19 protein-coding genes, 1 tRNA gene and 2 pseudogenes are annotated in these 20,000 nt (G+C 71.5%); 7 read left to right on the top strand and 15 right to left on the bottom strand.

Features of this window, described 5'->3' with window-relative positions:
• Window positions 1–91: 91 nt before the first annotated feature.
• From ABTX18_RS33715 to ABTX18_RS33700, 4 genes and pseudogenes are all read left to right on the top strand, one after another.
• Window positions 92–484, top strand: a pseudogene (locus ABTX18_RS33715) (phosphoadenosine phosphosulfate reductase domain-containing protein); the annotation flags it as partial.
• Window positions 481–1,392, top strand: a complete 912-nt coding sequence (gene cysD / locus ABTX18_RS33710; protein WP_331734574.1) for a sulfate adenylyltransferase subunit CysD — start codon at window positions 481–483, stop codon at window positions 1,390–1,392. The pseudogene ABTX18_RS33715 and the gene cysD, both read left to right, overlap by 4 nt.
• The gene (locus ABTX18_RS33705) at window positions 1,392–2,714 is read left to right on the top strand and encodes a sulfate adenylyltransferase subunit 1 (RefSeq protein WP_352126625.1); all 1,323 of its coding nucleotides are present in this window, start codon (window positions 1,392–1,394) and stop codon (window positions 2,712–2,714) included. The genes cysD and ABTX18_RS33705 overlap by 1 nt, the downstream gene beginning before the upstream one ends.
• Window positions 2,715–2,785: 71 nt before the next feature.
• Window positions 2,786–3,562: pseudogene (locus ABTX18_RS33700) on the top strand (ABC transporter ATP-binding protein).
• Here ABTX18_RS33700 and ABTX18_RS33695 read toward each other — a convergent pair.
• Entirely contained in the window at window positions 3,547–3,729 is a 183-nt protein-coding gene (locus tag ABTX18_RS33695) for a hypothetical protein (RefSeq protein ID WP_352126624.1), read from the bottom strand. The pseudogene ABTX18_RS33700 and the gene ABTX18_RS33695 sit on opposite strands and share 16 nt — an antisense overlap.
• A gap of 454 nt (window positions 3,730–4,183) precedes the next feature.
• Between ABTX18_RS33695 and ABTX18_RS33690 the strand changes: the two genes are divergently transcribed.
• On the top strand, window positions 4,184–4,978 hold the full coding sequence (locus tag ABTX18_RS33690; protein WP_352126623.1) for an AfsR/SARP family transcriptional regulator: 795 nt from the start codon (window positions 4,184–4,186) through the stop codon (window positions 4,976–4,978).
• On the opposite strand, the gene ABTX18_RS33685 is transcribed toward ABTX18_RS33690, so the two are convergent.
• The 12 genes from ABTX18_RS33685 to ABTX18_RS33630 form a co-directional block, all read right to left on the bottom strand.
• Window positions 4,962–6,449 (bottom strand): APC family permease, encoded by a 1,488-nt coding sequence (locus ABTX18_RS33685; protein WP_352126622.1) that lies wholly within the window; start codon window positions 6,447–6,449, stop codon window positions 4,962–4,964. The two genes, ABTX18_RS33690 and ABTX18_RS33685, sit on opposite strands and share 17 nt — an antisense overlap.
• 31 nt (window positions 6,450–6,480) lie before the next feature.
• Window positions 6,481–7,728, bottom strand: a complete 1,248-nt coding sequence (locus tag ABTX18_RS33680; RefSeq protein WP_352126621.1) for a beta-ketoacyl-[acyl-carrier-protein] synthase family protein — start codon at window positions 7,726–7,728, stop codon at window positions 6,481–6,483.
• Entirely contained in the window at window positions 7,725–7,955 is a 231-nt protein-coding gene (locus ABTX18_RS33675; RefSeq protein ID WP_352126620.1) for an acyl carrier protein, read from the bottom strand. Before ABTX18_RS33675 ends, ABTX18_RS33680 begins: the two co-directional genes overlap by 4 nt.
• 20 nt (window positions 7,956–7,975) lie before the next feature.
• Window positions 7,976–8,992, bottom strand: a complete 1,017-nt coding sequence (locus ABTX18_RS33670; RefSeq protein WP_352126619.1) for a beta-ketoacyl-ACP synthase III — start codon at window positions 8,990–8,992, stop codon at window positions 7,976–7,978.
• The gene (locus ABTX18_RS33665) at window positions 8,989–9,981 is read right to left on the bottom strand and encodes a VlmB-like protein (protein WP_352126618.1); all 993 of its coding nucleotides are present in this window, start codon (window positions 9,979–9,981) and stop codon (window positions 8,989–8,991) included. Before ABTX18_RS33665 ends, ABTX18_RS33670 begins: the two co-directional genes overlap by 4 nt.
• Window positions 9,978–10,475 carry a flavin reductase family protein gene (locus ABTX18_RS33660; RefSeq protein ID WP_352126617.1) on the bottom strand — a complete coding sequence of 166 codons (498 nt, stop codon included), beginning with the start codon at window positions 10,473–10,475 and terminating at the stop codon, window positions 9,978–9,980. Before ABTX18_RS33660 ends, ABTX18_RS33665 begins: the two co-directional genes overlap by 4 nt.
• Window positions 10,472–11,011: a hypothetical protein gene (locus tag ABTX18_RS33655; protein ID WP_352126616.1), complete on the bottom strand. Its 540-nt coding sequence runs from the start codon at window positions 11,009–11,011 to the stop codon at window positions 10,472–10,474. Before ABTX18_RS33655 ends, ABTX18_RS33660 begins: the two co-directional genes overlap by 4 nt.
• 9 nt (window positions 11,012–11,020) lie before the next feature.
• Window positions 11,021–11,521 (bottom strand): type II toxin-antitoxin system RatA family toxin, encoded by a 501-nt coding sequence (locus ABTX18_RS33650; protein WP_352126615.1) that lies wholly within the window; start codon window positions 11,519–11,521, stop codon window positions 11,021–11,023.
• 1 nt (window position 11,522) lies between these two features.
• Window positions 11,523–12,830 (bottom strand): aspartate aminotransferase family protein, encoded by a 1,308-nt coding sequence (locus ABTX18_RS33645; protein ID WP_352126614.1) that lies wholly within the window; start codon window positions 12,828–12,830, stop codon window positions 11,523–11,525.
• A 9-nt stretch (window positions 12,831–12,839) separates the two neighbouring features.
• Window positions 12,840–13,979: an acyl-CoA dehydrogenase family protein gene (locus ABTX18_RS33640; RefSeq protein WP_352126613.1), complete on the bottom strand. Its 1,140-nt coding sequence runs from the start codon at window positions 13,977–13,979 to the stop codon at window positions 12,840–12,842.
• 42 nt (window positions 13,980–14,021) lie between these two features.
• Window positions 14,022–15,629, bottom strand: coding sequence for an aldehyde dehydrogenase family protein (locus ABTX18_RS33635; protein ID WP_352126612.1), 1,608 nt, complete (start codon window positions 15,627–15,629; stop codon window positions 14,022–14,024).
• Between the two features lie 162 nt (window positions 15,630–15,791).
• Window positions 15,792–15,883: transfer RNA gene (locus tag ABTX18_RS33630), tRNA-Met, on the bottom strand.
• A 186-nt stretch (window positions 15,884–16,069) separates the two neighbouring features.
• On the opposite strand from ABTX18_RS33630, the gene ABTX18_RS33625 reads away from it, so the two are divergent.
• Both ABTX18_RS33625 and ABTX18_RS33620 read left to right on the top strand, forming a co-directional pair.
• Window positions 16,070–17,077, top strand: coding sequence for a DUF2156 domain-containing protein (locus ABTX18_RS33625; RefSeq protein WP_352126611.1), 1,008 nt, complete (start codon window positions 16,070–16,072; stop codon window positions 17,075–17,077).
• Between the two features lie 24 nt (window positions 17,078–17,101).
• The gene (locus ABTX18_RS33620) at window positions 17,102–17,251 is read left to right on the top strand and encodes a hypothetical protein (protein WP_331734499.1); all 150 of its coding nucleotides are present in this window, start codon (window positions 17,102–17,104) and stop codon (window positions 17,249–17,251) included.
• A gap of 69 nt (window positions 17,252–17,320) precedes the next feature.
• On the opposite strand, the gene ABTX18_RS33615 is transcribed toward ABTX18_RS33620, so the two are convergent.
• Entirely contained in the window at window positions 17,321–18,130 is an 810-nt protein-coding gene (locus ABTX18_RS33615; RefSeq protein ID WP_352126610.1) for an AfsR/SARP family transcriptional regulator, read from the bottom strand.
• A 140-nt stretch (window positions 18,131–18,270) separates the two neighbouring features.
• Window positions 18,271–19,932 carry an AMP-binding protein gene (locus tag ABTX18_RS33610; RefSeq protein ID WP_352126609.1) on the bottom strand — a complete coding sequence of 554 codons (1,662 nt, stop codon included), beginning with the start codon at window positions 19,930–19,932 and terminating at the stop codon, window positions 18,271–18,273.
• Between the last annotated feature and the right edge of the window lie 68 nt (window positions 19,933–20,000).

Here is a 20,000-nt window from a genome sequence, read left to right as displayed (position 1 = left end):
ACCGTCCCGTGTTGCCATGGCCGTATCTCAGCCAAGGGGGCATGCGGTGCAGGGACTTCGACAACTCGCGGCACGGGCGGGCAGGAGACCGCAGGACGCCCGGTACGGGCCGAATCCGCACGACCGCGCCCCCGACCGCTGCTGCGGCCTGCGCACGGTGGCGCTACCGGCGGAAGGGCTGAAGGCGTACGACGCCCGGGCCACGGGGCTGCGGCGTGACCAGTCGCCGCCCCGGGCGCACACCCCGGTGGCGGCCCGCGACGCCCGGCGGCAGAAGGTGAAGGCCGCGCCGATCGCCCGCTGGACCCAGGAGGCCGTAGTGGCATCCGTGGCCGGACACGGCGTACTGACCGATCCGCCTCTGCCAAAGGGCTGTCCCTGGATCGGCTGTGCCTCCCGCACCCGCCGGGTGCGGGAGGGCGCGCACGCATGCGCCGGGCACCGGGCGGGTCCGGGAAAGACGGAACGCGGACCGCACTCATGACGGCGCAGCTCACGGCCACCGTGCAGCACCTCGAAGTGCTGGAGTCCGAAGCGGTGCACATCTTCCGTGAGGTGGCAGGGGAGTTCGAACGCCCGGTCCTGCTCTTCTCCGGCGGCAAGGACTCGATCGTCATGCTGCGCCTGGCGTTGAAGGCGTTCGCCCCCGCCTGCCTCCCCTTCTCGCTGCTGCACGTGGACACCGGCCACAATTTTCCCGAAGTGCTCGACTACCGCGACCGCGTCGTCGCCGAGCACGGCCTGCGGCTGCACGTGGTCTCGGTGCAGGAGTACATCGACCGCGGTGTGCTGCGCGAACGTCCGGACAACTCCCGTAATCCCCTGCAGACGCTCCCGCTGACGGAGACGATCGCCGCGGAGCGGCACGACGCCGTGTTCGGCGGCGGGCGCCGGGACGAGGAGAAGGCCCGCGCGAAGGAGCGGGTGTTCTCCCTGCGGGACGAGTTCGGCGGCTGGGACCCGCGCCGCCAGCGCCCCGAGCTGTGGAACCTCTACAACGGCCGGCATGCTCCCGGCGAGCACGTCCGGGTGTTCCCGCTGTCCAACTGGACCGAGCTCAACGTATGGCAGTACATAGCCCGGCACGCCATAGACGTGCCGGAGATCTACTACGCCCATGAACGCGAGGTGTTCCACCGGGACGGCATGTGGCTCAGCCCAGGTCCCTGGGGCGGGCCGGGGGCGGGTGAGACCGCCGAGAAGCGGATGGTCCGTTTCCGCACGGTCGGCGACATGTCCTGCACCGGAGCCGTTCTCTCGCAGGCGCGCACCGCCGATGCCGTGATCGTCGAGATCACGGCATCGAGACTGACCGAGCGCGGTGCGACCCGGGCCGACGACCGCGTCTCCGAGGCCGCGATGGAGGACCGCAAGCGCGAGGGGTACTTCTGATGACGCCGGACACCGGAACCGTCCCCGCGGCGGCTGGACTGCTCCGCTTCGCCACCGCCGGCTCCGTCGACGACGGCAAGTCGACGCTGGTCGGACGGCTGCTGCACGATTCCAAGTCGGTGCCGACGGACCAGTTGCAGGCCGTCGAACGCGTCTCCAAGGAGCGCGGCCAGGACACACCGGACCTGGCCCTGCTCACCGACGGTCTGCGGGCGGAGCGCGAGCAGGGCATCACCATCGACGTCGCCTACCGCTACTTCAGCACCGCCCGCCGCGGGTTCATCCTCGCGGACACCCCGGGCCACGTGCAGTACACCCGCAACATGGTGACGGGCGCGTCCACCGCCGAGCTGGCGATCATCCTGGTGGACGCGCGCAACGGCGTACTGGAGCAGACTCGCCGGCACACCGCCGTCGCCGCGCTGCTGCGCGTGCCCCATGTGCTCCTGGCGGTCAACAAGATGGATCTGGTCGGCTACTCCGAGCCCGTATTCGCCTCCGTCGCACGGGAGTTCACGGCGTGCGCGGAGGCACTGGGGATCGACGAGGTCACGGTGATCCCGGTGTCCGCGCTGCGGGGGGACAACGTGGTCAGAGCCTCCGCCCGCATGGACTGGTACGGCGGTCCCACCGTGCTGGAGCACCTGGAGACCGTCCCGGTCCGCTCCGACCCCGCGGAGCTGGCGGCGCGCTTTCCCGTGCAGTACGTCATCCGGCCGCAGAGCCCGCTGTTTCCCGGCCACCGGACGTACGCGGGGCAGATCGCCTCCGGCATCCTGCGCACCGGCCTGCGTGTGACCGTGCTGCCCTCGGGGCGCTCGTCCGTCATCACCGGCATCGACCTGCTGGGCGAGCAGGTCCACGAGGCCCGCGCCCCGCTGTCGGTGGCGCTGACGCTCGCCGACGACCTCGACGTCTCCCGGGGAGACCTCATCGTCCCGGCCGCGGACCCCCCGCCGCTCACCCGGAACATCGACGCCACCGTCTGCCATCTCGCCGACCGTCCGCTGCGGGCCGGCGCGCCGATCCTGCTCAAGCACACCACGCGCACCGTGCAGGCCGTGGTCGAGGAGATCCCGTACCGCTACGCACTGGACGGCACCGCGCCCCATCCGCTGCCGGGGCGCCTGACCGCCAACGACATCGGCCGCGTCGTGCTGCGCACCGCCGAGCCGCTGGCCGTCGACCCGTACGCCGAGAACCGGGGTACCGGCTGCTTCCTGCTCCTCGACCCCGCCGACGGGACCACGCTCGCCGCCGGCATGGCCGGCGAGTCCTTCACCGCACGGGGCGGCGGGAGCGACCGGGGGGACGGTCCGTGAGACACCGTGTGCCCGCCGCCCTGCCCGGCGTCCGTCAGGACCCAGCCACTTCGGAGGTGACGAGGATGACGATGACCACCGCCCTCGGCCCGGCCGCCGCGGAGACCGAGGCCGGGTTCGCCGCGCGGCTCGACCACGTCTCGAAGTCGTTTCGCAACGGTCTCCTCGAGCAGCTCGTCCTGGACGACATCAGCCTGGATGGCGCGCCGGGCGCATTCGTCGCCCTCCTGGGAGCCTCCGGCGCGGCAAGTCCACGCTGTTCGGCCTGCTCGCCGGACTGGACCGGCCGACCGGCGGTGAGATCGCCCTCCCGGCCGCCCGACCGGCGCTGTTGTTCCAGGAACACGCCCTGTTCCCCTGGCTGTCGGCCGATCGAACTGGCACTCAAACCGCGCGGCGTACCGCGCGCGCGAGCGGCGGGGCCGGGCCGAGGAGCTGCTGGATCTCGTACGGCTGCGGGGCGCGCACGGCAAACGGGTGCACGAGCTGTCCGGCGGCATGCGTCAGCGCGTCGCGCTCGCCAGCGCGCTCGCCCAGGACAGCCGGCTGCTGTGGACGAACCGTTCGCGGCTCTGGACGCCATCACCCGCGACGTGCTCCACGACGAGCTGACCCGGCTCTGGCAGGAGACGAACATCTCCGTCCTGGTCGTCACCTACAACGTCCGCGAGGCCGTCCGGCTCGCCCAGCGCGTCGTGCTGATGTCCTCGCGCCCCGGCCGCGTCGCCCGCTGGTGGCAGGTCACCATCGGCCGCCCGCGACGCATCGAGGACTCCGCGGTAGCGGAACTGTCCGTCGAGATCACCCAAGAGCTGCGGAACGAGATCCGCCGTCATGGCCAGTACTGACGCCGCCCCGGCGGCGGCAACGACTTCGCCGCCTGGAGGCCGGCCTCGACGCGCTGGAGACCCCACGGACCGGCCGCCGGACGCTGCGCGAGAGGCTGCTGTGGAAGGTCCTGCCGCCGGTCGTCGCCGTCGCGGTCGTCCTCGGTCTGGCAGCTGCTGGTGGTCATCGATCTGCTGGTCTTCGGCCCGCTGGAGCGTGATGTGCTGCGCGGTTGCGGTCTGCTGGAGCGTGATGTGCTGCGCGGTTGCGGTCTGCTGACGAGAAGCTGAGCGGGCTGCCGCCGTCCTCTCCTGGTCTTCGCCCACCGCAGCCGCGATCCGCGGCACGCGGTGGGTGTTCACGCGCTGCTCGCAGCCGTGCGGGCGCTGCCAGGCACCTGGGACGCCCTCCGTGCGCTGCGCGCCGACGGCGTACCGCACGTGGTCGTCGCTCCTGTGCCATCGCCCCGGCCGCCTGCACGCGCGGATCGCGGCGGATGCCGCGCGAGCAGACCTCCTCCACCGGGTCCCGGGCGCGGCGCCGGAGCTCTTACGGCCGCTGCTCCACCGGGGGCGCGCGGCTGTGGCAGCGTCCGACCAGGACTTGAGCGGCGAACGAGAATGCGGTGCAACTCTCCCGGCATGAATTTCACTGTTCTTGGATCGATCGGTACCGTCGTCGAGGGGCGCTTCGTCGCCATCACCGGGGCACGGCAGCGGATTTTGCTGACGACCCTCCTGCTCACCGCCGGCCGGCTGCTGCCGAGCGAGCAGCTCTACTCCGAACTGTGGGGCGAGAACCCGCCGGAGTCGGTCGAAAACGCCCTGCAGGCCCACGTGTCCCGGCTGCGGCGCACGCTGCGGCTGCACGCGGGTGAGAAAATGCAGCCGCCGCCGCTCATCGGCGGTCCCTCCGGGTACCAGCTCCTGGTGGCGCCCATGGACGTGGACGTCCATGTGTTCCGGGAGAGACTGGCGCAGGCCCGTACCGCCGTCCAGCAGGACCCGTCCATGGCCAGGGACCTGCTGGAGGCGGTGCTCGCCCTCTGGCGGGGGCCGCTGCCGCAGGAGCTGGCCGCCAGCCCGCTGTGCCGCAGCGCGGCCGTGCAGGTGGAGGAGGACTATCTGACGGCTCAGGAGTCCCGGCTGGAGCTGGAGCTGCGGTACGGGGCGCCCTCCGACGTGATCAGCGAGCTGCGCCGGTTAGGCATGATGCACCCCTGGCGGGAGCGGATCACCGAGCTGCTGATGCTGGCGCTCTACCGGACCGGCCGGCAGGCCGAGGCCGTCGAGACGTACAACGCGATGCGTGCCAGGCTCGTCGGCGAACTCGGCATCGAGCCCTCGCTCCGGCTGCGGGAGCTGTTCCGGCAGATACTCAACCAGGCTCCCGCGCTGGAGCCCCTGCGGGGCATGGCGCTCAGTCTGGACGAGTGACCGAGACCTCCGCCGCCGCGGGGGCAGCCGGCGCGGGCGCCGTGCGCCCGTCGCCGTCCAGCCCGGCGAGCCTTCGGTAGGTTTCGGGCCTGGCGGTGCGCAGCCACCACGCGTAGCCCGCGCCGGACAGCGCGAGGGCGGGAAGGGTCCAGGGCAGCGCTCCCACCACCGCGGAGTCGGTTCCGGTGAGCAGCGTGTAGTTGCCGAGGATCAGCCAGACCGTGGCGGTCAGGCCCACCAGGGCGAGCAGCGGGGCCACCAGCCTCTGCCCGAGTCCGACGCCGTCGTCTGCGCCGTGCCGCAGCAGCCCGATCACGGAGAGCGCCGCGGCCGCCTGCAGCACGATGATGCCCAGGGTGCCGAGCCCGACCATGCTGGTCGTCATGTCGGCGTACGGGTCCAGGCCCGCGAGGGCGAACACGGCCACCGCGGCCATGTCGAGCGCGGCCTGGACCGCACTCGCCCGGTGCGGGGACGCGTACCTGGGGTGGCGGGCGGACAGCGAGGCGGGCAGCAGGCCGTCCGCGGCCAGCACCTGGGTGTAGCGGTTGGCGGCGCTGTGCAGGGCAAGCATCGCGGCGAAGAGGCTGGTGCACAGCAGCACCTCGAGGACGATCCGCCCGACGGTGCCCAGGTAGTCCTGGGCCAGGACGAAGAACAGGTTCCCCAGTTGTTCGTTCGCCGTCGCGCGGACCTTCCCGGCGCCGATGGCTCCCACGGCCAGCCAGCTGGTCAGGGCGTAGAAGAGCGAGATGAGCAGCACGGCGGCGTAGGTGGCCCGGACCACGTTGCGGCGCGGGTGCTTCGCCTCGCCGCCATAGAGCGCGGCGGACTCGAAGCCGATGAAGGAAACGAACGCGAACATCAGGGCGACCCCGAGCCCGGTCCCCGTCGCCTGGTGCCCGAACGACGCCGCGGGCAGCGCGCTGCTGCCGTGCCGGGCGAGCACGGCGACGTCCAGAACCAGCAGAACGCCGGTCTCGCCCACCATGAGCAGGGCGAGCAGCCGGGCGCTCACGGTGATCTCCCGGCGGCCGAGCACGGCGACCAGCGCCACCCCGGCCAACGCGCACACCTCCCACCGCACGTGGATGCCGTGGGAGGCGAGTACGAGACGGGTGAAGTAGCCCTGGGCGCCGACGAGTCCGATGGTGGCGGCGTTGTAGGAAAGCACGGCGACATATCCGCCGGCCGCGGCGGCCGGTCTGCCGAGCCCGTCGGCGATGGAGGCGTAGAACCCGCCGTTGCCCCCGGTGCGGCGGACGCTGACCGCGTAACCGACGGCGAAGCACAGCAGGATCAGCCCGGCGAAGGCGAACGCGGCGGGGACGCCGGCGCCGTTGCCGGCCGCGAAGGCCAGCGGGACGGTGCCCACCATCGCGGAGAGCGGGGCGGCCGCGGCGACGATCACGAAGACGATGTGCCAGGTGGTCAGGTGTCTGACTGGGGTGGTGGACGGGTGTTGTCGCATGGTCGGCTCCGGGGAGATGGGCCTGGTCGGATCAGGTCGCGGCGAAGGCGAGCACGGCGTTCTGGCCGCCGAAGCCGAAGGAGTTGGAGACCGCCAGCGGGATGTCGAGCGGGACGGACGCGGTGGCGGCGTTGATGTGGATCTTCGGGTCGAGCGTGGCCAGGCCCGCGGTGGGAGGCACCAGGGAGTGTTCGACGCTCAGGACGGTGAAGGCGGCCTCCACGGCGCCGGCGGCGCCCAGCAGATGGCCGGTGACGCCTTTGGTGGACGTGACGAGCGGCGCGTGCGGCAGTACCCGGCACAGGACCTGCGCCTCCACCAGGTCGTTGAGCCGCGTCGAGGTGCCGTGGGCGTTGACGTGCCGGACGTCCTGCGGCCCGGCGCCCGCGTCGGCGAGCGCGGTGCGCAGGGCGGCCTCGGCGCCGGCTCCTTCGGGGTGCGGGGAGGTCATGTGATGGGCGTCCGCGCTCAGAGCGTGGCCGGCGAGCAGGGCGTGTGCGCGGGCGCCGCGGGCGCGGGCGTCGCGGGCGCGCTCCAGTACGAGAACGCCGCTGCCCTCGCCTGCCACGAAGCCGTCCCGGTCGATGTCGAACGGCCGGGAGGCGCGGGCCGGATCACCGGCGCACCGGGAGAGGGCTCCCATCTGAGCGAATCCCGCCATCACCAGCGGAGTGATCATGGCCTCGCTGCCGCCGGCCAGCGCGATGTCGCAGCGGTCGAGCAGCAGCAGGTCGCGGGCGATGCCGATGGCCGTGGCACCGGAGGCGCAGGCGGTGGCGACCACCAGATTGGGCCCGGTGGCGCCGAGTTCGATGGAGGTCTGCCCGGCCAGCATGTTGGGCAGTTGCATGGGCAGCAGCAGGGGCGAGACCCGGGCGGGGCCGTGGCGGAGCAGCACCTGGTGCTGTGCCTCCACGGTCTCGGGGCCGCCGTCGGCGCAGCCGAGAACCACGGCCACCCTGGCCCCGTCCCAGCTCGCCGGGTCGAGGCCCGCGTCCGCCACCGCCTCCGCGGCGGCGACCAGGGCGAACTGCGTGAATCTGTCGAGCCGGTGGGCCTTGCGGCCACCGAGCAGCGCCTCTGCGTCGAAGCCGGGCACCCGGCAGGTGACGCCCGTGTCGCTTGGGGGCAGCGCCGGGTCCAGGGCGGCGGCGGGCCGGCCGGCACACACCGCGCGCCAGCTGGCCTCCGTGCCGATGCCGCCGGGTGTGACCAGCCCGATGCCGGTGACGGCGATGCCCGGCGCGGTCCGGCGCGCGGGGGCGACCGAGCGCTTCACACGCCCGCCCGCCGGCTCTCGATCAACTCGACCATGGCGCCGAAGGACTCGGTCGCCATCAGGTCGTCGTCGCTGACGTGGATGCTCAGTTCCTGTTCCAGCAGCATGGAGAGTTCGACCAGGGCGAGCGAGTCGAGTTCGATGTCCTCCCTGGTCGCGGTGGGGGTGATCCTGGCCGGGTCCACCTTGAGCTTGCTGACGAGCATTTCCTTGAGGGTCTCGAACATGACAGTCCTCCTTGACGGTGCTACGGAGTGCGCGGATCGGTCACGGGGCCCAGCCGCGGCCAGGACAGCGTCGCCGCGCCCCAGGCCAGACCGCCGCCGAATGCGGTGAGGAGCACCCGGTGGCCGGCCCGCAGGCGGCCGCTGGCGGCCGTGTCCGCGAGCAGCAGCGGTATGGACGCGCCGCCGGTGTTTCCCATGTAGGCGATGTTGGACAGCTGCCGTTCGGCCGGTATGCCGAGCCGTTCGGCCACGGCGTCGAGAATGCGGGCGTTGGCCTGGTGGGCGGCGAGCCGGTCGACCTGTGCGGTGGTCCATCCGGCCCGCTCGACCGCCTGCCGGCTGGCCGCGGTCATCCGCTCGACGGCGTGCCGGTAGGTGTCCCGGCCGCGCATCTGGAAGTACTGCTCGCCCGGGGCAGCCGGCCGGCCCGAGGCCCGCTGCCGGGAGCCGCCGGCCGGAACCTCGATGAGGTCGCTGTGGTCGCCGTCGCTGCCCAGCACCATCGGCCCCAGGGCACCCGGTTCCGCCGGGTCGCCGACGCGGAGCACCACCGCCCCCGCGCCGTCACCGAAGATCACCGCCGTGGTCCGGTCCTGCGGGTCGATGATCGTCGTGAAGGCCTCGGCGGCGATCACCAGGGCCCGGTCGGCGGTGCCGGAGGCGATCAGTCCCGCGGCGGTGGCCAGCGCGTAGAGGAAGCCGCTGCACACGGCCGCCACGTCGAAGGCGGGGACCGTGCCGACCCCGAGCCGCGCGGCCACCTCGGGGGCCGTCGCGGGGCAGGGGCGGTCCGGGGTCGTGGTGGCCAGGACCACCACGTCCACCGCGGCTTGGTCCGCGGACTTGAGCGCCCGGTGGCCGGCCTCCACGGCCAGGTCCGAGGTGGCGGTGTCCGATGAGATCATGTGCCGGGCCCGGATGCCGGTCCGGCTGTGGATCCAGGCGTCGGTCGTGTCGAGCCGTTCGCTCAGATCGTTGTTGGTGACGAGGCGTTCGGGCACGTAGCCGCCCAGGCCGCAGACGACCGACGCCCTCATCGCTGCTGTCCGGCGGCGATGCCGGCGGGGATGCCCATGTAGGCCATGCGCGTGGCGGCCATCTGGTCCGTCCACGCCTCGGCCATGTCGTAGCGCTGTGCGGGCGTGGTGTCGAGCATGCGCACGCCGGGCCAGATCTCGTAGTCCCCGATCAGCTCCGCGTGCGCGAGCATGCCCTTCTGGAAGAGCTCCTCCCGGTGCAGCACGAACGGTCGGTCCGGCAGCCGGTCCCACAGTTCCCGGCCGGACCGGAGGATCTCCGCCAGCCGCGGCAGGTACTGCGGATGGGCGCTCAGGTGGTCCTTGAGGATGGTGGCGGCGACCGTCAGGTGGCGGATCTCGTCGATCGCGGCGCCGCGGGAGATCTCGCCGGTCGCCGGGGAGAGGGGGGTCCACTTGCGCTCGCTCAGTTCGGCCGCGGGCGCCAGTACGCCCTCGATGACGATGGCGAAGACGGCGACGCCGCCGGCGAAGTCGGCCTGTTCCCGGACGATGTTCCGGGTGAAGTCCACGACGGGGTCGAGGATCTGCCGCCGGTAGTCGGCGGCGAGCTCCGCGATGTCCCCGACCAGGGTGGCCGCGGGCATGCCCAGTTCGACCAGGTGGTCGCGGAACACCCGGGCGTGCCGCGCCTCGTCGATCAGCTGGGTGGCGTAGAACTCCATCTCGGGGATGCCGGGGGCGATGGCGACGTAGTCGGACAGCAGCCGGGTGGCGAGTTCCTCCGCCAGACCACGGAAGCCGAACTCCAGGATCAGCGCCTCGCGAAGCGGCCCCGGCTCGCGCAGGAACTGCGGCACTGCCGCCTCGGGCGCGTGGCCCTTGGCTCCCCGGCCGCGGAGTGTGCCCTGCGCGACCTGGGTGATCCAGTACGGCAGGTCGCAATCCGCGGGGCCCAGGGTGAGTTCCATCGCCCCGTCGAGCAGGCCGGGTGCGTCGTCCCAGTCGGCCTCTCGGGCCACTCGCCCGATGTCCTGTTCCGTGGTCATGGGGTGGAACCGTCCTTTCCGGTCAGGGTGCGCAGGTCGCCTGCGAAGCTCAGCAGCGGATCGCCGGATCCGGTGTCGCACTCGACGACCCGCCCCAGGAGGACTTCGTGGTCGCCGACGACGAACCGGCCGGCGCCCCGGCAGCTGTAGTGCGCCAGCGTCCCTTCGAGCAGCGGTGCGGCGGTCAGCGGGTCCGGCCGCCAGGCGAGCCCCGCGAACTGCCCGATGCCCGGCGGGCGGCGGCTGTCCGCGAACCACCGGGCCAGCTCCGCCTGGCCGCCGCCCAGCACGTTGACCGAGAACCAGCCTGCTGCGATGGCCAGTTCGCCAAGGACCGACCCGGCGCGCAGGCTCGTAGCGAGGATGAGCGGTCTCGTGGACACCAGGGTGGTGGTCGAGGCCGTGGTGCCGTGCACACGACTGTCGTGACGTACCGTCAGGATGCTGACCGGTCCGGCCAGCCGGTGTACGGCGGAGGTGCGAGCGCCCGTCACTGCGCGGCTTCCGGCTGCCGGCCCGGGGTGGCGGCAGTGGCGGGAAGGTGTCCGACGGGGACCGGGGAGCCGGTGTGGCCGGCCGGCCGGGGCCGCGGCACGCCGAGGTCGTCGAGCAGCCGCAGGTATCCCGGCTGCCGGACCGGCTCGAAGGGCAGCGAGAAGGGCTTGAGGAAGTTCCCGAACAGCCCCCGGTCGCCGAAGAGATGGAACGGCAGCACCAGCAGCGCCCACTCCGGCCCGATGAGCCACCACCACAGCGCGGCGACGGCCCCCTGCGTGATGAGGCTGTGCATGACGTTGTAGAGGACGTAGTACGCCTTCGCGATCGGCCGGCCGCCCGCCCGCTTGAAGGCGATGGCTCCGGGGATGTAGCCGATCAGGTCGATGTAGAGGAAGAGGGCGATGGCGGGCAGCCAGCGGATCTCTCCCGCGTGGGCGACGATCAAGCCGGTGGTCACCGCGAGCCCCACCAGGTACTCGGCGCGGTGCAGGGAGAACGTCCGCGGTGTCTCGAAGGGGTTGGCCTGGTCCATGACTCACTCCTATGCGGTGGCGGGCAGGCCCGCGGCAGAGATCACCGGGGCGCCCGGATCGGGTTCGCCGGCGAGCCGGACGCGGGCGAACTGGCCCGTCACGGCCCAGGCGACGGTCTCCTTGATGACCCGCTCGGCGATCGGGTCGAGGATGCCTTCGAGGCTGGTGATGCCGAAGTCGAAGTCGCAGCCGAAGCTCACGGCGACGTCGTCGCCCTGTGCGGTGAGCAGCCACCGGCCGGAGAACGTGTCGAAGTCGCCGTCCGTCTGCTCGAAATGGACCTCGCCCCGCTCCGGCACGAACCGCTCGGCCTCGGTCCAGCGCAGCAGGCCGCTGCGGAAGTGCAGCTCCCAGCTGGAGGAGCCGGTCCGACCGGGGCGGCCCTCGTGCACGGTGGTGGACTGCACGTGCGGCGCGAGCTCGGCGTAGCGCTCCCACTGCACGATCCGTTCGAAGACGTCCGCGAGCCGCTCGCCGTACACCATCGCGTCCAGTTGCACATGTCGCATGTCAGCTACCGCCTTCCGGCATGGTGGCCGCCTGTCGGACGAGGTCCCTGGTGGCCTTGTCGAACGAGTCGAGGAGGAAGCGTTCGTCCGCCTCGGTGAGGACGGCGGGCGGGGTGAAACGCACCACCGAGTTGCCGTTCATGGAGTGGTTGGCCACCACCCCGTGGTTGAAGAGTTCGATGAGGAGCTCGCCCGCGAGTCCCGGCTCGGCCAGCTCCACGCCGATGAGCAGCCCGCGGCCGCGGACTTCGGTGACCAGGCCGGGCAGATTGCGCCGGGCGATCCTGGTGATCTCCGGCAGCAGCCGGGCGCCGATATCCCGGGCCCGGGTGACCAGCCGCTCCTCCTGCATGACCTGGATCGCCGCCTGGACACCGGCCATGAGCAGCGGCTGGCCGGAGAACGTTCCCGTGTGCACGTAAGGGTCCTTGTCGAAGGGGCGGAAGGCCTTGTCGGTGGCGATCGCCGCCGATACCGGGACCACGCCCCCGCCGAGGGCTTTGCCGACGAGCAGCACATCGGGGCGGATGTCCTCGATGTCGGCCCCCCACCACTCCCCCAGCCGGCCCATGCCCGTCTGCACCTCGTCCAGAAGGAGGAAGCCCTCGTACTCCCGGACCAGTTCCTCGACCTGCTTGAGGTAGCCCTGGGGGGGCAGGACGACACCGCCCTCGCCCTGCACTGGCTCGATGATGACGCAGTCCTCGCCGGGGTGTGCGGACAGCTCGGCGCGGAGTGCCTCGGGGTCCCCGTAGGGGAGATGGACGACGTCGGCGAGGAGCGGGCGGAAGGGGTCCTGGTACACGGCCTTGGCGGTGGCCGACAGCGCGCCCATGGTCTTGCCGTGGTAGCCGCCGCGCATCGAGACGATCCTGCGGCGCCCCGCGGCGCGGGCGAGTTTGAGGCCGGTCTCCACGGCTTCGGCGCCGGAGAGGGAGAAGTGCACCCGTTCCAGCCCGCGCGGGGCAATACTGGCCAGCGCCTCGGCGGCGCGGGCGACGGTCGGCTCCAGCAGGATCCGGGTGGCGACGGGGTGGGTGTTCAGCTGGCGCTGGACGGCTTCGACGACCCGCGGGTGCCGGGCGCCCATGATGAAGACTCCGTAGCCGCCGCAGTTGAGGAACTTCTCTCCGTCGCTGGTGGTGAGCCAGGAGCCGGAGGATGCCACCTCCATGTGGCTGCCGAAGAGTTCGGCCAGGGTGGCGCGGCCCTTGCTGAGCCTGGCCCGGTACAGCGCCAGGATGTCCGCCTCGTTGTCCGGTGCCGCGCCCGTGGCGGTGTCCCCGGACGAGTGGCTGGTGATGGTCATGGGCCTCCTTCAGGACAGTTCGAGGGGGCCGCCGTCGACGTACTGCACCAGGGCAGCGGCGCTGCTGGCCCGCGACGGCGGGTGGAAGGCGAGAGGACGCACGGAGGCGGCGAGGCGGGCGTGGTCCCCGGAGCGGATGAAGTCCATGCCGCCGAGGAGTTCGAGCGCCTGGCCGGTGGCACGGACCAGGCCCGACTGGGCGGCGAACCGGGCGATGAGCACCGCGGCGACCGCCGCGTCGCCGGCCAGCCCGTCGCGGATCGCCCGCGCCGTGCCCACCACCAGTTCGAACGCCGACTCCGTCTGGATCACGATGTCGGCCCGTTCCTCGGGGCTGCCCCGGCCGCTGGACAGCAGCTCCTCGGTCAGCCCCGCGGCGGCCCCCGCGTATCCGGCGGAGATGAGCAGCTCGAACCAGATGAACCCGGCGGTCTGCAGATCGTCGAGCCGGTGCGGGTCCTCGGCCGTGGTCCGCACCACGAGTTCGTCGGGGACCATGACGTTCTCCAGCCGTACCTCGTCGCTCTGGGCGGCGGCGAGGATGTCGCTGCCCCAGAACGGATGCACCGACAGCCCCGGCGTCGCGGCCGGCACCAGGGCCAGGGCCAGTTCCGGCCGGCCGTCCCGGCCGGGCACCGCGATGCTCGCCGTGAGCACACTCATCGAGCGGGAGAGGCTGCACGGCTTCTTCGCGCCGTTCAGACGGAAGCCGCCGGGGACCGGCTCGGCGGTGACCGAGGGGGTCAGGATGTTCTGCTGGGTCCTGCCCTCGGCCCAGCCCGACGCCAGCAACCGCTGTTCGGACACCACGCTGGCGAGCAGTTCCAGTTGGGCGGGGGTGAGCCGGTCGGCCTCGGCCGCCAGCGCGTAGAGCGTGGCCACTGTGAAGTGATGCATGGTCACCGCTGCGGCGAGAGAGGGCGAGAGCGAGCCCAGGCCGCGCTGCACCTGGACCGCCTCCACGAGGGAGGCGCCGTGCCCGTCGTACTCCTTGGGCACCAGCAGTCCGGCGCCGTGATGAGTCCGGAAGAGATCGATGACCGGGCTGTCCGGGGCCTCCCGCTCGGCGTAGGGGATATCAGCGAGGGCTTTCACCAGCCCGGGATGGTAGAACTCAACCATGTCACGCGCTGTGTCGAGGCTGCGCACAGGAATTGCACCTCCAGTAATTCCGCCGGTGGAACCGGCACGTCAGTCGCCGAACACCGCTGTGCGCGGGCTGACGTCGCGGGCGACGCTCACACCCTGAAGGTGCGAGGTCTTGAGCATCGGATAGTTGGCCTCGCCGAAAGCCCCGCCGGTCAGGCCGGTGCCACCGTGGCTGGGCAGATAGGGCAGAAAGCCGATGTGGGAATCGTTCACCTTCAGCAGGCCGCCGTTCACGACCCGTTGCACGACGGTGTCGATGACGTTGGAGTCGCGAGCCCAGAACGAGTTGCGCAGTCCGTATTCATTGGTATTGACGAAATCGATGAAACTGTCGAGAAGTTTGTCGTCGTCGGCGGTTTCGGGGACGATGACGGGAATCAGCGGGAAGAAGGTCTCGTGCCGAACGATCTCGTGGCTGCGCGCTCCGCTCAGCCCGTTCACCCGGACCACCGTGGGCTGCAGGAAGACGCCGGTCTCGGAGGGGGTGCCGTCGATCTCGGTGCGTCGACCACCGGTGACGAGTTCCGCGCCGGCGTCGAGGGACTGGCGGAGCAGGGCGAAGAATCTCTCGCTGCGCCGGACCGGGGAGAGCAGCACGTCCTCGTCCTCGGGATAGCCGGGGCGCACGGCCTCGGCCCGCCGCTTGATCTCGGCGATCAGTTCGTCCGCCCGGTCGGGGTGGACTAGCACCCAGTTCGGCACCATGCAGATCTGCCCGGAGCCGTAGAAGGCCTCGGCGATGGCCTCGGCCGCGTACGGGATGTCCGCGTCCCGCCAGACGACGACGCCGTCGTTGCCGGCCAGTTCGAGGATCGGTTTCTTGCCCTGGGCCACGCAACGCTGCTGGAAGCGCAGACCTTCCTCGGTGCCGCCGATGTAGAAGATGTCCTGGATCAGCGGGCTCTGCAGCCAACGGTCGATCGTCTGACCCGGGTTGCTGCACACCGCGTTCAGCGTGCCGGGCGGGGCGCCCACCTCGTCCAGCAGCGGGGCGATGAGCTCGCGCAGGACGAACATCGTGCTCAGCGCGATGGACCGGGGTGCTCGTACCACCACCGCGTTCCCGGCCATCAGCGCCAGTACGGACAGGGCCGCGCTGGGGGCGGGCGCGTTCTGCGGCGGGTTGAACGCCACGACGCCGTCCGGCTGCCGGCGCACGATGAGACGCCGCCCGCCGTGCCGGAACTCCGTGTGCATCCGCTCCTGGTACCAGCCCAGGCTCTCCTCGCTGAATACCTGCAACAGACAGCTGAGCTCCCAGCGGGCCAGCTTCAGCGGGTGCGCCTCCGCGGTGAGGAGCTCCAGGAACTCCTCCTGGCGGCGCAGGAGTTCCTCCCGGAAGCGCACACCCAGCCGCATGCGCCGCTCCAGCGGGACCGCGGCCCAGGCCGGCGCCGCCGCTGCGGCGGCCTGGGTGGCCAGGTCGATGGCGGTGTCACCCGCCACCGCGCACCGGCCGACAACGTACGGGTGGTCGGCCGCGTCGGACCGCTCGTCCTGCTCCAGGGACCGCTTGAGCCGGACGCTGGTGAAGACGTCCTCCAGGAGGGAGCGGGCACTGACCGTGTACACCCAGCCTGTGCCTTCGACGTCCTTGCCGCCGATGTAGAGCTTGTAGTTGCGCAACGGCTTCTCACGGCCCTCGACCATCGTCAGCCTTCCATTCGACCGCCTCGAAATTTGGTGAACAACTGCATCCTGGCGACGAGGTCTGACTGCGGACTGACCCGCTACTGACACACGCGGAAAAGCAGGAAAGCGGTCACGGAGGAATTCTCCGTGACCGCTTCTCGTACTACCGTGTGATTTTTGCGGAGAGGGCAGGATTCGAACCTGCGCGGGCGGCGAACCACCCGACCAAACCATGGGTTAGGCCCCCGATAAGCCTCTCCGGGCACCTCTCCTCGTGTCCGTCCGGAATGCTTCCCGGTCTCGGTCACAAACATGACTCTGCAGTACAGGGCTGACTCGGCGCTGATATCCGGCTGACACCGCAGGGACGCGGAAAAGGCTCTATCCAGGCTCCAGCGGGCAGTGCTTCACTCCTCCCCGTCCGCCGGAACCGACCAGTGGAAAGCGAGTGAGGCCGTATGACTACGGCAGCCACCCGAGAGGCGTCGTCCGACGTCATTCTCGAGGCCATCAGAAAACACACCCAGGCCGGGAACCCCAGCTCGTTCCTGGCGATGAACACCGGTAACGAGCTCTTCACCCTCCCCGACACCGACGGGATCGTGGTGTACCGGCGGGCCGCCCGCCATCTGGTGCAGTTCGGCGGCCCCTTCGCGGCACCCGACAGCTGTGAACGCCTGCTCACCGCCTTCGACCGGTACGCCCGGGAGCAGGAACTGCGGGTGGTGGCCGTACAGCTCCAGCACGCCGACGCCGAGCTCTACGCGCGCATGGGGTGGACCGTCAACCAGATGGGTGCCTCGTGGGCCGTCGGCCTCGCGGACTTCACGCTGCGCGGCACCCGGTTCATGCAGTTGCGCAACAAGATCTCCCGGGCGTTCCGCAACGGCCTCCAGGTGCGGGAGACTGACATCGGGGACGTGCGGGAGGCGCTGGCCGCAATCGACGCCGGCTGGCTCGCCGACAAGGGCGAGCACGCCCGGCCGCTGGAATTCCTCGTCGGCCAGACCGGAGGAGCCGCCCAGCGGCACCGCAGGCTCTTCGTCGGAACGATCGACGGCGCGCCGGTCGGCTACATCTCGTACTCGCCTGTCCTCGGCGACCGGGCGGGCTGGATGCACGATCTGAGCCGGCGTCTGCCCGGCGGCTCCCCCGGGGTGATGGAAGCCATCAACAGCACCGCCATCGAGGTCTTCCGCGCCGAGGGCGTGCCGTGGCTGCACTTCGGTTTCACCCCGTTCACGGGCCTGGACCCGGCGCACGAACTTCCTTGCCACAGCCCGGCCTTCGCCTGGCTGATGAGCTTTCTGTGGGAACACGGCGAGGACCTGTATCCCGCCCGCACGCAGCTCGCGTACAAGGAGAAGTGGGCTCCTGATGTGATGCTGCCGGAGTACGTCGCCTTCCGCGGCCAGGCGTCGCCCGTCTCCTTCGCCCACATCTTCCGCGCCTGCAATGCCTTCTGAGTCCGCGCCTTCGAGGAGGACCCCATGCCGGAACAGCAGTCCACAGCAGAACTCCAGGAGGCCCTGGTGGCGTCGCTCCTGGCCGTCATCGGCGCCCCGGACGACGAGGACGCGGCCGCCGCGGCGGACGCCGCGCTCAACGATCTGGACGCCGTGCTCGGTGCCGCCGGCTGACGGCGGCGGGCGCCGTCCCGCGGGGCGCGCTGACGCACCCCGCGGGGCTGCCGCACGTGATCTCCCGTGTCACGCCGGCCTGGCGTGCACCCGTACGTCGTCAGGTACGTACAGCCGTTCGTCGCCGGACAGCAGCGACTGGTGCAGCCTGCGCAGCCGTTCGGAGGGCTCCAGCCCCAGCTCGCGGTCGAGCGTCGTACGCAGCTTCTGGTACGTCTCCAGCGCCTGCCACACCCGGCCCGCCCGGTACAGCGCGATCATCAGCTGCTCGTACAGCCGTTCGTGCAGCGGGTACCGGGCGGCGAGCACGGTGAGTTCGCCGAGCACCTCCGCGTGCCGGCCCAGCCGCAGTTCGGCGGCGACGCGGCACTCGACCACGCCCAGCCGCGCCTCGTTCAGCCGCAGTACCTCGATCTCCAGCAGCGGCCCCGCCACGACATCCACCAGGGCCGGTCCACGCCACAGCTGAAGTGCCCGGCCCATCAGCCGGGACGCGGACTCGTCGTCCCCCGCGTGGACAGCGGCCCGGCCGGCGATCATGAGGTGCTCGTGGTCGTGCACGTCCACCTCGCCCGGCTGGGCGTTGAGCTGGTAGCCGCCGTGCGCGGTCTCCAGGATCTCCTTGGCGGACAGCACCTCGTCACGGCCGAGCGCACGGTCGATGCCCCGGCGCAGATGAAGAACGTAGGTCTGGAGCGTGGTCATGGCGCTGCGCGGCGGGTGCTCCCCCCACAGCTCCTCGATGAGCGAGGGGACCGGGACCACCTGACCCGCGTGCAGGGCTAACAGGGCCAGGACTTGGCGGGGCTTGGCCGCGGACGGTGCGAAGGATCCACAGCGTTCATGTGCGGTCAACGCCCCCAGTAATTTGATCTCCACCGAATCAACTCCTCAGGCAGGCATATGGCTCCGGCACGGTGTACCGGTGGCTGGGCCAAGCGTCACAGGGCGTGGAAGGCCGGGACAGCTACCGACTCATGCCGAATGCGTGAAGATTTCCCGACCATGGCCTGAGTAATTCATACCTCAGCGCTGGAGATCTCCTGCAACGGCTGGAGGCGGCCGCTGAGGAACATGCCGCGCACGGCGGACCGGGAGAGCCGGCCGCGGAAGTTGCGGCGCACGGTGCCCGGCCGCACGAGCACCACCGTGCCGGGTCCCACCTCGAACTCCGTGGTGATCCGGCGGAGCAGCCCACTGCCCAGTCCCCACAGGTCCACATCGTGGCCCAACCCGTCGCGCACCTCCTGCACCACGACCAACCGGTCCCTGCCCGGTGCGAACGGGACGCCGAACGCGGCCCCGTGCAGGCACAGTTCGCTGCTCTCCCGGACGGAGCGTTCGACGTCCTCCGGGTGCACCAGCAGGACACAGGCGGCCCGCCCCGGGACCTTGATGCCCTCCCGCAGGCACCCGCTCATATAGAGCTCGCCGTCGTAGCGGACGGCCTCGTCGCCGGTGCTCAGCCCGTTCACCCGCAACACGCCCACCCGCCCCTCCGCCATCTCGGCCCCGGTGTCCGGGGCGGCGACGCGCAGCTCGGGACCCACGCTGCTGCCCACGCTCACGAGGGTCCTGAACGGCTCGCCCGGGGCGGCGTCGCGCATCACACCTCGGTTCAGTGCCTTCTCCGCCGCCCGCCGGGCGGCGGACGGTTTGCCGGAGTCCGTTACCGGGCGTGCCGCCACCGGGAAGGGGGACTCGGGGGGCGCCAGGCAGGAGACGAACGCCTCCGGGCGGAAGCCGGCGGCGGCGAAGCGCTCGCCGAAGGCGCGTCTGACGTCCGGCTGCTGCGGCGCGGCGCAGATCACCGCCGTCTCCCAGCGGCCGAGGTCGAGCGCGGACAGCTCGGCGTCCGTGGTCCGCTCGGTCGCGAGCTGGTAGCCGTACGTGCTGGTGAGGCCGGTGGTGATGCCGAAGTCGCTGATCGCCCGCAGCCACTGGGCCGGCCTGCCCCCGGGGTCGCCGACCGGGACCAGCACGCCTGTCGCGCCCAGCCACAGCGGGTGCAGCAGGTGCATGATCAGACCCGTGCCGTACCGGTAGGGCAGCAGACCGCCGATCCGGGAGCGGGCGGAGGAGCGCAGCACCCGCTGCGCCCAGGACTGTCCCTCCGCGAGCATCCGGTAGGTCAGCCGGGTCCCGCGCGGGGCCGTCACCGGTCCCGGCCCGTACAGCAGCAGGGCGTCGTCGTCGGGTCGGGGGCCGGGCGGGGGCGGTTTTGCCACCGCGTCGGAGTCGGCCGCTTCGATGGCCAGGCAGACGGTGTCCCCGAGTCCTGCGCGGGCCAGCTGCTGGGTCAGGGCGGGCGCGTCCGCGCGCTCGGCCAGGACCAGTTCGGCGCCGCAGTCACGGACGACGGCGAGCAGCCGCTCGGCCCGGTGCGCATGGGCGTCGACGGGTACGGCGGTGGCCCCGGCGTAGAGGCAGCCGAGCAGTGCGGCGGCGAAGTGCCGTCCCCGGGTCGGGGCGACGAGCACCGGCCGGCCCGCCGAGCCGTGCGCCACGATCCAGGCCGCGACGGCGCGGGCCCGCAGGTCCAGTTCCTCGTAACTGATGGTGTCGGCCGCCAGCCGTCCGCCGGCCGCCTCGTGCAGGAAAACGCAGGCGTCTTTGCCGGGCGTCGTCCGCACGTTGCGAGCGACCACGTCAGTGAAGGTGTGCTGGGACTGATCCGGCATGACTCCCCCTAAAGACCTCCGGCCGAGTATCTGCCCGGGTGCTCGAGTCTCACTGGACTGCGGCGCTC

The organism is Streptomyces sp. NPDC096323 (assembly GCF_040302845.1).
Lineage (GTDB): Bacteria > Actinomycetota > Actinomycetes > Streptomycetales > Streptomycetaceae > Streptomyces.
Note: the sequence above shows the minus strand (reverse complement) of the source record. Positions and strands in the feature narration are given on the sequence as shown.